This window comes from Blastococcus sp. Marseille-P5729 (assembly GCF_900292035.1).
In the GTDB taxonomy this organism is placed as follows: Bacteria; Actinomycetota; Actinomycetes; order Mycobacteriales; family Antricoccaceae; genus Cumulibacter.
On record NZ_OMPO01000002.1, the window covers coordinates 822,230 to 834,606 of the forward strand.

General features: G+C 64.7%; 7 protein-coding genes and 2 pseudogenes. 4 read left to right on the forward strand and 5 right to left on the reverse strand.

What is annotated here, in order from left to right:
• Positions 1-6 precede the first annotated feature (6 nt).
• Together DAA40_RS12435 and DAA40_RS12440 are read left to right on the forward strand one after the other, a co-directional pair.
• Entirely contained in the window at positions 7-1,134 is a 1,128-nt protein-coding gene (locus DAA40_RS12435; protein ID WP_106850003.1) for an LLM class flavin-dependent oxidoreductase, read from the forward strand.
• Between the two features lie 46 nt (positions 1,135-1,180).
• Positions 1,181-2,026: a DUF1684 domain-containing protein gene (locus tag DAA40_RS12440; RefSeq protein ID WP_106850004.1), complete on the forward strand. Its 846-nt coding sequence runs from the start codon at positions 1,181-1,183 to the stop codon at positions 2,024-2,026.
• A 35-nt stretch (positions 2,027-2,061) separates the two neighbouring features.
• On the opposite strand, the gene DAA40_RS16225 is transcribed toward DAA40_RS12440, so the two are convergent.
• Positions 2,062-2,262, reverse strand: a complete 201-nt coding sequence (locus tag DAA40_RS16225; protein WP_158716412.1) for a hypothetical protein — start codon at positions 2,260-2,262, stop codon at positions 2,062-2,064.
• Between the two features lie 267 nt (positions 2,263-2,529).
• A complete protein-coding gene (locus DAA40_RS12450; RefSeq protein WP_158716413.1) occupies positions 2,530-5,016 on the reverse strand; it encodes an AAA family ATPase in 2,487 nt (828 codons plus the stop codon).
• 199 nt (positions 5,017-5,215) lie between these two features.
• Between DAA40_RS12450 and DAA40_RS12455 the strand changes: the two genes are divergently transcribed.
• Complete coding sequence (locus tag DAA40_RS12455) at positions 5,216-7,720, forward strand: DUF262 domain-containing protein (protein ID WP_158716414.1); 2,505 nt, start codon at positions 5,216-5,218, stop codon at positions 7,718-7,720.
• A gap of 93 nt (positions 7,721-7,813) precedes the next feature.
• Here the strand turns inward: DAA40_RS12455 and DAA40_RS12460 are convergent.
• Positions 7,814-8,418: pseudogene (locus tag DAA40_RS12460) on the reverse strand (ISL3 family transposase); the annotation flags it as partial.
• A gap of 417 nt (positions 8,419-8,835) precedes the next feature.
• Here DAA40_RS12460 and DAA40_RS17055 point away from each other — a divergent pair.
• A pseudogene (locus DAA40_RS17055) lies at positions 8,836-9,165 on the forward strand (transposase); the annotation flags it as partial.
• On the opposite strand, the gene DAA40_RS16230 reads toward DAA40_RS17055, so the two are convergent.
• Both DAA40_RS16230 and DAA40_RS12470 read right to left on the reverse strand, forming a co-directional pair.
• Complete coding sequence (locus DAA40_RS16230; protein WP_158716415.1) at positions 9,099-10,064, reverse strand: hypothetical protein; 966 nt, start codon at positions 10,062-10,064, stop codon at positions 9,099-9,101. The pseudogene DAA40_RS17055 and the gene DAA40_RS16230 overlap by 67 nt on opposite strands.
• Before the next feature lie 431 nt (positions 10,065-10,495).
• Positions 10,496-12,154, reverse strand: a complete 1,659-nt coding sequence (locus DAA40_RS12470; protein WP_158716416.1) for a triacylglycerol lipase — start codon at positions 12,152-12,154, stop codon at positions 10,496-10,498.
• Positions 12,155-12,377: the final 223 nt, after the last annotated feature.

Consider the following 12,377-nt stretch of genomic DNA (forward strand, 5'->3'; position numbering starts at 1 on the left):
CCCTACATGAGCACCATCCCGTTGTCCGTTCTCGACCTCGCTCCCGTGATCGACGGATCGACCCCGTCGCAGGCGCTGCGCAACACCATCGACCTGGCCCAACGCGCCGAGGAGTTCGGCTACCACCGCTACTGGGTCGCAGAGCACCACTTCAACGAGGGCGTGGCCAGCTCGTCGCCGGCGGTGCTCGTCGGCCTGATCGCCTCCGCGACCAACCGGATCCGCGTGGGCTCGGGCGCCGTCCTCGCCGGGAACACCACCGCGGCGGTCGTCCTCGAGCAGTTCGCCACCATCGACGCCGTACACCCCGGACGCATCGACCTGGGGCTCGGCCGCAGCGGGCAGCGCCGCGCCGAAGCGCTCGCGGCGGTCGGCGCCCCGCCGGCGCGTCCGGCGAGGGAGGAGCGCGTCGTCAACGGGCTTCTGCTGCCCGCGCCGTTCGACATCACGAAGCAGCTCACGTCGTCCCGCGCACGCGCCGCCGACCAGCTGCTCCGTCAGGAGGGCGCGCAGTCACCGGCTTTCGCCGCGCAGGTCGACGACATCCAGGCGTTCATCGCCGGCACCTACCGCACCGCGGACGGAGAACCGGTCCTTCTGGTGCCGGGCAAGGGCGCGACCATCGAGGTGTGGCTGCTCGGCAGCAGCGGCGGAGAGAGCGCGCAGCTCGCCGGCGCCCGCGGACTGCCGTTCGCCGCGAACTACCACGTCGCGCCATCCGCCGTCCTCGACGCAGTCGAGGCCTACCGGGCCGCGTTCACGCCGTCCGAGAACCTCGCCCGGCCGTACGTCGTGGTGTCGGCAGACGTCGTCGTGGCCGAGACGGACGAACGCGCCCGCGAGCTCGCGTCGCCGTACGCCGCGTGGGTGCGCAGCATCCGCAGCGGGTCGGGCGCGATCCCGTTCCCGTCGCCGGCTCAGGTCGCGGGGCTGGAGTGGACGGCCGAGGACACCGCACTCGTCGACGACCGGGTCCGCACCCAGTTCGTCGGGTCGCCGGGCAGGGTCGCCGACCAGCTGCGCGTCCTGCAGGAGGCCACCGGCGCCGACGAGCTGCTCATCACCTCCGTCACCCACGACCACGGCGACCGGATCCGCTCGCACGAGCTGCTCGCCACCGAATGGGACATCTGAGCCATACAACCGAAGTAGCATCACAACGAGAGGAAGATCGATAACCATGACGACGACAAGCTCCGCGACGGAGACCTTCGCCGACGAATGGCGGCAGTGGCACGCCGAGCACGAGAAGAACCGGGCCGACGGGCATGGCTTCCTCGCCATCACCGGCTTGTACTGGCTGAGCGCGGAGCCCACCACGCTGCCCGACGCGCCCGGAACCTGGATCACCGGGGAGAACGGCCCCGTCGTCGAGCTCGGGGAGTCGGAGAGCCTCACCGTCGGCGGCGAGCGCGTCACCGGCCGCCACGAGTTCGGACCGATCCCCGAGCGCGGCGGCGTCAATGCCGAGTTCGACGGCGGCGTGATCGAGGTGGCGCGCCGCGGAGGACGGGATCTGCTGCGCCCGCGGCGCCCCGACAACGCGTTCTTGAAGGAATACCAGGGGAATCCGGCCTTCAGCCCTGACCCCGCGTGGCGAGTCGACGCCCGCTTCGTGCCGTGGGACGAGCCCCGCGCCGTCACCGTGGGCGCGGCGGTCGACGACCTGCAGCATGTCTACGACTCGCCGGGCCAGGTCGAGTTCGAGATCGACGGTGAGACCCACCGGCTCACGACCTTCCCCGGCCACGAGCCGGGCTCGTTGTTCGTGCTGTTCACCGACCAGACCAGCGGGATCACGACGTACGGCGCGAACCGGAGCATCGCGATCGCCGCCCCGGACGCAGCCGGCCACACCGTGCTCGACTTCAACCGCGCGGTGAACCTGCCGTGCGCGCACACCGACTTCGCGACCTGCCCGCTGCCGCCGGCGGAGAACCGGCTGCCGATCGCCGTCGAGGCCGGCGAGAAGACTCCGAAGTCCCGCCTGGTCGGAAAGGTCACCGACACCGGGATCACTCTCTGACTCACCGCTCGACGAGGGGGGACGTCGGGCTGGGTTCAGCAGGCGATGACGACGGTGAGCAGGACGGCACTGTCGTCGAGCGCCTCGAGGTCATGACGGGCCGGCGGGATGATGAGCAAGTCGCCCGCCGGGCGCGTCTGCTGGCACAAATCAGTCGCGCAACGCGGCGCGTGATCGTAGGTCAGCCACCAGCTCGACCGCGGCAGCAACCTCGGCGTGCGTTGGGCCGAGGTCATACGAGTGATGGTGCGCGGCCTGTGACAGCGAGTCCCACGCGAACTGCGCCTTTCCTGCTACATCAGGAGAATCTCGGTACAGAACCTCGATGCAGCAGAGTCTCGTCCGCACGCTGGACCGTCCAGGGTCGGCGCCCTTCGCGCGAATCAACCCGACCAGCACATCCTCCAGCTCGGCCCGGGCGAGCCACCCGGCAGCGCGCACCGAGTGCGATCGCACATCCACCGATCCATCGAGCAGACCTCTCGCTTGCTCGAGCGGCGATCTCATCGGGCACCGGCCGCGAGGTCATCTACCGCGCTCTCGACATCTCGGCAGGCATCGATCGGGGCCACGCTTTCCAGCTGGGAGTGGATAGCGTTCGCGTGCTTCAGCGCCCTACGTCGGTGCGGGTACTGGTTCAGCCATCCGGCCGGGTCGGCGCCGTCAGCCACCGCGAGCCCCAACCGTGCCCTAGTTTTCATCGCCGCGGCCCAGTTCTCCTCTACCTCCTGGTGGCTCGCTCCGCTTGAGAGGCCACGAGTGAAGTACACCTCGCGGCACTGCGCTTCTAGCGCCATGCGCAGCAGTCCGGGGAGCACCCGACGTAAAGTCTCGAGGTCGAGGCCCTCGTCCTTGGTGATTGCGAACGCATCTCGCAGATAGCGCTGCGCCGGGCTGAGGGCCACCACGGCGGTGACCTTCGAGTTCGCCTCACGGCGGATCTCGAGCACCTTCACGGGCACCTCCCGCGGCGCCCGGCGTACGGCGCTGGCGAATCGATCGTCGTGCGAGAACACTATGACTTGCCGGGTACGTGCGATTTCGAGCAACACATTCACCAGCCCGTCGACCTTCGCCGGGCCCATCGCCTGCACGGGGTCGTCGAGGACGACGAACCGGAACGGGCTCCGGGGCATTGTTGCTCGCGGAATGAAGAGCGCGAGGGCGAGAGAGTGCAGCTCACCTTGGCTCATCACCGATAGGGCGCCCACGTCTTCGCCGTCCACGGTGGCGGAGACGACGACGCGACGACGGGTGTTCGAGCCCTCCAGCGCCAGGCCGGCGATGTCGACATTGCTCTGCTGGCGAAGTCCTGCCCAGATCCGCTTCGCCTCCTCTGCGATCGGCAACACGCGTTCGTTCTTGAGCGCGATCTCGTTCGTCTTCAGCCACTGATGGGCATCCTTCGCAGCGCTTGCCTCCGGCTCGGACCTGTGCCACGCGTCGAGATCATCGACGAAGGTGGCGATCCGCGTCGCGATCGCTCCCCACGCATCGTCGAGCTCGTCGACGTACTGCTGGGTCGCGGTCTGGAGTTTCGCGAGGGCGTCGTCGAGCGGAGCGCGCTTCGTCTGGATGTGCTCCCTGAGCTCAAGCAGGTCTCCTGGCGCAGACGCCCAGTCTTGCCACGCGGTTCGAGTCGCCGCAGCGGGCCCGGTCAGTTCTACTGGCAGGTCGACGCTCAGTGCGGCCGGCGGATGCTGGATCACTCTCCGTGCGGCGTTGCCCGCATTCTGGTGCCGGTCTCTCGCGTCACGCAGGGCAGTCGCCGCTGACCGCTCCGCGGCACGCTCGGCCCTCAGCGTTGCGATGAGATCGCCGTCGACGGTGCCCACTCCGCAGACCGGACACTGTTGACGCCCCTCGTGCTCGTGCAGCGCGATCACCGCGTCGACGAGCTGCGCACGACGCTCGGCGGCGGCATCTGACCCGTGTGCCAGATCCGCGAAAGCGCCGACCGCGGCCTTCAGCTCGTCGGCCGCCTCGGCGCACTCCTGTTCGCTCGGCAACCGAAGCCGCAGCAAAGCGCGAACCTGCGCCGCTTGACCGGTGTCACCCACACTCCCGATCGCCAGCTGGCGCAACTGGCCGGCATCCGGTTTCCGCTTCTTCAGCAGTGCGGCGGCCTGACGCGCGCGCTCGTCGTCCAGCGCCTCGAGCTGAGCCAGGAGGTCTTTCCTGTCCTTGGCGAGCTTGGCTTGTGGGGCGGACAGGCCTCTCTGATGTGCCTCGAGCCGCCTCACCGCGTCGCTCAGTTGGCCGATTCCGAGGACGGTTGAGATCTTGTCGTAGAGGTCCGCCGGTGCGGCGGCGAGTAGCGCGCCGAGCTCCTCGTATGTGAGCAACGGACGGTACGTCTCCAGCGGGCCCGCCCAGCCGAGGCTGTCCATTCCGGGCTCCTGTTTGCCACCTTCGCGCTGGAGCGTCGTGCGCGGGGCCTCCAGGTCGGCATCGTCGGGCCAGTCGACGACGAGACGAGTGCGACCTACACCTTCCTCTACCAAGGTGACTTCAATGCGCGGATCGTCATGGCAGTGGACGTTGCGCCAGCGTTCCTTCCATTGCGTCGTCCGATTGCGCCACCTGAAGGTGGAACCCGTCAGCGCGACTTCGAGGCCTTCGGCGAAGCTCGACTTGCCCGACCCGTTACGGCCAGAAATGACGGTGAGCGACGGGCCGGGATCCAGATCAATTTGCGCCTCATCACCGATCCCGCGAAATGCGCGAACCTTGATCTGCTTGAGGAACGCGCCGACGGGCTCGACCGTATCGGCAGCCTTCGGCGCGGATTGCGGCGGCGTCCAGCCTGCCATGTCGGCCAGCGCGGCGTCGCCGTCGAGCGCCGCCATGATGAGCAGCTTCGCGTCGTCAGAGAGCCCGTCGTCCTCGTCGAGCCGGCGACTCACCCAGCTGTTCAGATCCTCGGTCACAACGTCCTCCCGCAGGGCAGAAACTAGCCAGACCGTAACAGTGAGGGCCGACGGATCCACCGGCCCAACCCATCGGCCGCTGTCGGGTATGCGCTAACGATTACCTGGGTGCGCGGTCGTGGGTGCGGCCAGCATTAGCGGTCGACCCCGCCGCGACAACGCGCGTCCAGAAGATTGTCGGTGCTGTCAACCATCCCGCTGGTGGTGGGTTGGGAGGAGGGTGAGTGAAATCGTCGGCCGGAGCAGACAGTATGTAAGCGTGGACACCTACTTACGTTCTCCGCACGCGCTGTTCGCACTGAGCCAGAACTTCAACATCCCACTCTTCCAGCGCAGATACGTCTGGACGGAGGAAGACCAGTGGGCACCACTGTGGTCCGACGTCCGCCGTACGGCTGAAGCGCGCGCGGGCGGAAATGCCGACGTCACACACTTCCTCGGGGCGGTCGTCCTGCAGGATCAAGGCGCCGTCGTCGGCGGCGTCCCGCAGTGGTCGGTCATTGACGGGCAGCAGCGGATCACGTCACTGCAGCTACTCATGGATGCGGCGGCGGCCGCGCTCGAGGAGCTCGAGCAGACCCGGCTGGCGAGCCGGCTGCGCAAGCTCACGCACAACGACGCTGACGAGGTCGACGGCGATCTTCTCAAACTGAGACACTCGAACGCCGATCGCGAAGCATTCGACGAAGTCATGGAGGCGCCGGCGCCGGTCGATCACTCCCGGTTGAAGTCCGGGAACACGCTCGTAGCGGCGGCGCACGCCTTCTTCACCGAACGGATCGCGCACTGGCTCCAGGAGAAGCCTGACGAGGATCAGGCCCAGTGGGCCAGCGCGCTCGCCGACACGCTCGCGTCGGCTCTACAGCTCGTGGTCATCGCGCTCAAGCCGGACGAGGATTCGCAAGAGATCTTCGAGACCCTCAACGCTCGGGGCACCCCGCTTCAGGCAGCGGACCTGATCAAGAACCTGCTGTTCCAGCGTCTAGTGAGCTCGGTGATGAGCCCCGAAGTCGCCTACCGCGAGTACTGGCGACTATTCGAGACACCCTTCTGGGAAAAGGAAGTAACCGTCGGCCGCGTCCGGACCACCCGCTCTGCGCTCTTTCTGAACCAGTGGCTCGTCAGCCGCGTCGGCGAGGACGTCGGCCCCAGGGCGTTCTTCCGCCGCTTCAAGCATTTCGTCGACCACGAGTTCGACGGCGACGCGGCCGAGATCCTCAAGCTGCTGCACGGACAGGCGATCACTTACCAACGTTGGGTCGAGCGCGCTGCGTCGCAGGATCCCTCGATCGATCGCGTCTCCCTGTCCGTGTATCGGATGGACGCCATAGGCCTTCAGATCGCCCGACCGATGCTGATCTGGCTACATCAGCCGGGGTTCGACGTTCCAGAGAACGAGCTCTCGATCGCGATCGACGCTGTGGAGAGCTGGCTCGTTCGGCGAGCCATACTTCGACTATCGGCCTCCGATCTCGGTCGAATCGTCGCTCGTCTCATCAACCAGTTCCGCGACACAACACCCGATGGCATCGGCACCAGGATCCGCAACGAACTAGCCCGCCTATCGACCGAGACCACCTACTGGCCGGACGATGACGAGATCCGTGACTTCTTAGCTACCGCACCCGTCTACAGTCACTACAGCGCGGCTCGGATGCGCATGCTGCTCGAAGCGGTCGAGGACGACGCCCGCGGGTTCAATTCGGGAAAGAGCAAGACTGGCGTCCGAACGTCACGCGGCATCATGGCGATTGAGCACGTGCTCCCCCGGCGATGGCAAACCAACTGGCCTGTTGCGACGCTCGCGGAGGAAGTGGAGCGAACAAATCACGTCCACCGGCTCGGCAACCTCACGTTACTCACGCACACTCTGAACTCGTCCGTGTCGAACGCGGCGTGGGGCTCGGACTCTGGTAAACGAGCGGCGCTCCGCAGGCACGACGTAATGCTCATGACCCGCAACTTGACGGACAGGGCCACCTGGGACGAGGCGGCCATTGACGGCCGCACTGAGGAGATGACCGCCGCGATTCTCGCCACGTGGCCAATCCCCGAGGAGCATAGTGGTCTGCCTGAGGCCAAGAAGCCCATGTCCACATATGTCAGCGTCAAAGATCTCGTCGCGTCCGGCCGGCTCTTGCCGGGCACAGTCCTGAAGGCGCGCACCGGCGGAGAGGACGCCGAGATCACCGATCGTGGCGACATCCGCTACAAGGGCAGGCTGTATGACACCCCCTCAGGCGCAGGGAAAGCGGCCCTTGGCCGCACGGTTAATGGATGGCACTTCTGGCGCCTTGAGGACGGGCGGCGGCTCGTGGACGTGCGCATGGATCAAGCCCGAGCCGACGATGTGCGGGCATCCACTCGGGAACGCGGCCTGCGAGAAGTGACCGAATGGCTCCAGGCGAGGGGCTGGGCAGTCAACCAGGAGAAGACTGGTAATCGGCTCCGCTTGGTCGCGGAACGGGACGGGAAGCAACGAAGCCTGCGCGTTTCCACGAAGTCTGCCGCCAGCTGGCAGCTCAGCACGGCTGATGGAACGCCTGCCGTCGATTCATCCGGCTACTGGGCGTTCGTCGATCTTCAGTCGGCCGAGCCGACTGTCGTCGTCTACTCAGAGCAGAATATTCGCGACCTCATTGCAGTAGACGTAGCGGAGTACCTGGGTCAGCACGGCGGCAAGCGACCCGTCAACTCAAACAGCGAGCATTTCGCTCTTCACCCGTCTCGGCTCGCGTCCATCAATCCCCGTCTCGATTGGTGAGTGGCGCAAGTCCGGCCCACCGGCTCGCGACCGCCCGCTTCACCAGACGGACCGATCACAGCTGGGGTCGTCTACGTGCTCGTCGCGAGTCCCGTCGGTCCACCGCTTCGGCCCCGTCCCGTCACAGACCGGGGTCAGGTCGATGATCCCCGTGACGAACTTGTCTTCGCGGCGGGTGTGACGCCGACAATGCTTCTCGACCCCGAGGACCTCGACGCCGTCCAGACGGGCCGGATCGTCGATCAGCAGCCGGTGTCCTTCAGCCAGGACGGCGTCGTTGGCGGTGTGCCACGCCACTCCCAGCCCCCGGCGACGCGAGCCATGGACAGGTGCTGGACCACGATGCCGACCAGGGCCCAGGCTAGCCCGCCCCGGGAGATCTTCGCCCGCAGCTCGGCCGCGGCAGTGGTGTCCTGACGCCACACATGCGAGCACTCCGCGCACCGGTACCGGCGCACCGTGACCAGCAGGGTGGTGGGGGCCATCCGAACGGCGCGTGCGTGAACCGGCGGACGACGGTGTCCCTGGCTACGCCTTGGCAGCCGCAGCGGCGGCACCAATCCGTCCGGGTCGACCACCCGGCAGGCGAGCACCGCCCGGTCGGGTTTGAGCAGCTGGCGGGTCACCTTCAGGCCGAGCTCGTCCAGCCGGGTGCAGGTGCCCAGGTTGGGGTAGGCGAAGGTAGTAGCGTCACGCAGGTCGAGGTCTTTCGGATGGGCGGTGTAAGAACTCCCATCTTCGGAAGACCTCGACCCTCATCCAGCCAGCGACGCGCGGGGCGACCTCTACACGGTCAAATGCGAAGAGCCGGGGAACCTCACCGACGTTCATGCGCCCCGATGTAACCGAGGATGTCGCTGACACGACGACCCCTCATGGGTACGAGAGTCGCTGCGCACTCAGCCGGTCATCTTCAACGAAGTTGGCGTAGTCGCCGACCGGGAGCGCGATATCCGGTGCGCGAACAGCAGGTGCGCCATCTCCCGCGGGAGCGTTCTCTTCAGCCGTGGATGCGGCCGGAAGAACGAACCTCTCTACGGGATCCGCACGATCCTGCGCTGCGGCGCCGAGATCCCTGAGATCAAGCGGCTCGGGGAAACGCTCAGCAACGGAGGGAGGCGTTCTTGGCCTACTTCGACACCGGCCGCGCCAGCAACGACGGCACCGAAGCGATCAACGGGCTGATCGAACTCGACCGTCGCGTCGCCCACGGATTCCGCAACCGCGACCACTACCGACTACGCATGCTGCTCACCGGCGGCGGACTGGCCCACCCCACCTCAGATAGGAAGAGCCTGAATGGTCATGTCTTTCGACCGGGTGGTCACCGTCAGGAAGCCGCACGCGGGGATACGCACGGGGCGCTACATCGCGACGTCTACTCTTTTGCCAGTTCACACGGAATTGTCTTCGTCGTGGCAACTAACGCTGTGGGGTGCCCATAACCGATGTAGCCGCATTCATTGATGTCGTCGACATGCCCTCGAATGAGTACCCACATCGCAGGCTTCGTTATCTCTGCCAAGGTTTCCGCGCTCACTGACCGTTTCTCGAATCCACCATTGGCCGCGACCTGATACTCAGTCTTTCCGAGTCCCTCGAATTTCGTCTTCACAACGATGTTAGGCCCGAATTCAGGAGTGTCCGACCAAGTACTGTCTTCCAGGTTGGAGACCACCGGCTGACAGTACGCCTTGCCGAGGTAGCCCTTAACCCATGGATCGCTCGCGGGGAAGTCCTTGCACATCGCAGAGTCAATATCCCAGACCGGAAACACATAGAAACCTTGCATGTCCTGCAGCCACACAGAGGCTGAGGTTTTGACCTCGTAGCTCATGTCGAACAATGCGTCGGCGTGTGATGCTGGTGCAATCGTGAATGCCGAGAATTCAACGGTAATCCGCTCGGAACCGGTGCCATTGACCAGGAATTCGTAGGTCAGCCTGTCTGATTCGGGCTGACTTGCGCCAGTGTTTGCCGGAACCGAGGGGACTGCCGTTCCCGTGCGGTATACCGGCGTATCACCTGCCGAATTCGGAAGAAGTATGAACACGGTGTCCGTCTCCATGCCGGCGGAGTTCTTGCTTGTGAGCATGAACTCTTCACTCATCGGCGAGCCGAACTTCGGCTCGCCCGACTCGAGGACTTCATAGTCAACCGTGATGTCTAAGCCGTCAACTGTGATCGTCTCCAATATGCAGGGAACCCACATCCACGTGTTTAGCCCAGCGTAGGTCGTGTAGTACGACCCACACATCGCATATAGCCCTAGCGTTGAGGTGCCATAGAGGTTGCGTTTGTACGCCGGGAAACAGGAAGTTTGGCCAGCCTCGTCTGAGGACACGCCGCTTTCAGTCAGGAGCGCGTGGAAAGCGCTAGTGATCGTGGGCTCAATCTCGGACCAGTTGACAACACGTTGCCCTCCCGGAAGCCCCGCTTCAACAGATCCATGATCTTCAGTAGCCGTCGCTACAGCTTCAGCGCTTGCCCCTGGAGTCGAGCTACCGTTCCGATTCTCTCCGTTATCCCCGGTCGATGGGCCCGAGCACGCCACGAGACATAACCACGCGACCAAGAGCACCAATATACGCATGTAGTCCACTCCTTAGGAATTAGGTCCGCCGACTTGTAATTCGGCGTTGTCATTTGTTGGAATTCAGTTAGCCCGAGATGCGACGAGCTGGCAATTTTCGGTACGAATGGCGGCACGATGAGCAAAGCGCCACTTTAGGGACGAGCCTCCACGCAGGGCATCGGTGAGGACGTGCTCGATGTCTAGCCCGTGAAGGTGACTCCGGCGGAATTGAGCTTGAAGGCAGCGCCGCTGACCGAGTTGGAGCACGTGACTCCATCCTTCGCCATCGCGCAACTGATGTTCCCGTATTTCAGAGTCTTCCCGTATGGCAACACGTCGTAGGTGAACCCGTCCTTGACGATCTGCTCACCGAATCCGCCTGCGTTCCACGCTTGATTTACTGGCCACGAGGCGATTCCACCCGCGCACATCCATCCGGCCTTGTCGCCGAGTACGATCCAGCCTGGGCTTATTGAGCCCCCACCGTCCGGGCAGACCTCTTGCCAGGTTGGAGCTATCGCTGAAGCGCCTGCTGTGAGGTCACATATTGCACCCGGGTCGTCATCCAGTTTCTCCAAGGCGCAGGTGAGGCTACCAAGTGGGCTACTGAACTGCGCCCCGCCAAACGGCTCGACGTCGAGCGTCTGCCCTTGGGACGGCGGATCGAGCGCGAGACCGTTTATCGTGTCTACGACTCGCTGAGCGACATCCGGGTGATTAACAATTCGAGAGTGCCCACACGGCGCTGACTGTGAAGCAACCACGCCGAGTGCGGCGTACTTGGCGTCGCCGACCTTCTTCGTGAAAAGACTGGCGAACAGGTCGGCGCCGTCACCAACGAGCTCAAGACCCGCGCCCGCCAGGCGCGCGAAATCACGCGCGGCGCCTTCCAATCCCTTTCCAGACACTAGCTCGTCCGAACTCACCCGACAGGCAATCGTGTGCATCGCCGACCCGACCCCCGGTTTTGGCTGGGGGGACCCGGCTGAGGCGTTGTAGCCGTGCTGTGATACGTCTCCTACGATCCCGTCGCTGAGCAGGTCGATGTCGTTGTTCGGGATGGGAAAACCGAACAGCAATTTCTCGACGATTACCCGACCTTGGATCTGGATAACCGGGATGCCCTCAGGCAAGTAGGGTGGTCGGGCACACCCGGCTGGCAGGGGATGCTGGTCGTCGTAGAGCGACAAACAGGTCGCGGCGCGCGTTCCGAGATGAGGCACCGCGCCGATATCCTCGGCCTTCGTCATCGTTTGGTAGAAGAGTTCCCCGGCCTGCTTGAATTCCGCTAGCGTTCCGCCGAAAGGCGAGCCTCGATGTGGAGTGTCGATAGTGATGACTGCTCCAACCCGATCGGGCGAAGCCGGTTGGCCTACTCCACCGTTGGTCACATCATTCAGTGCGAACCGGGCCAGTATGCCCCCCATCGAATGGGCAACGATCACTACCTTCCCCGATCCACCGACCGCCCGATGTGACTCAGAGACTGCTTCTATGAACAGAGCAAGGCAGTCTGAGGTCCCCGGTTCATCGGCCCACCGACCATTGGACTTGCTGTAGTCAAAGAGGAAGATCGCGAGGTCCGGCTCACGCTCCAACAGGTTCTCACCGAGTTGCTGCATGTCCGAAGCAGACGCTGTCCATCCGTGTACGAGCACCACAACTCGCCCGCCCGACGACATCTCCGACCAGACATCTGACGATCCCTCGACGTTGCTTGGGCACAACTCAACGAACGTTTCGTAAGCCTGATTCGCGAAGGCAGGTCTCGCAGCGATGATCGGCGCCGTTAGCGCAACCAGCAGACCAAAGACCAAGAGCACCGGACTGATACGCCAACGGACAGAACTCGCGCTCATGGTCCTCTCCGAACTGTCGCTGTGATTCGCCATGCTCCGTCTCGGTGCCCGAGATACACGTCCCACGAATCGGCCAAACGGTCGGCCACCACCACTGACGTAGAGTCGTCGATCGGTTCCACGGTGGACAAGTCGAAGGCCAGGGGGTCGGATTGCAGGCCCAAAACCAGTTCCGTCGGCAACTGGCCATCGACGGCGTCGAAGCACGCCCGAACCCGGTCTG

Coding starts and splice junctions, on each gene's coding strand:
- DAA40_RS12435 (WP_106850003.1), top strand. CDS start 7: ATGAGCACCATCCCGTTGTCCGTTCTCGACCTCGCTCCCGTGATCGAC.
- DAA40_RS12440 (WP_106850004.1), top strand. CDS start 1,181: ATGACGACGACAAGCTCCGCGACGGAGACCTTCGCCGACGAATGGCGG.
- DAA40_RS16225 (WP_158716412.1), bottom strand. CDS start 2,262: ATGACCTCGGCCCAACGCACGCCGAGGTTGCTGCCGCGGTCGAGCTGG.
- DAA40_RS12470 (WP_158716416.1), bottom strand. CDS start 12,154: ATGAGCGCGAGTTCTGTCCGTTGGCGTATCAGTCCGGTGCTCTTGGTC.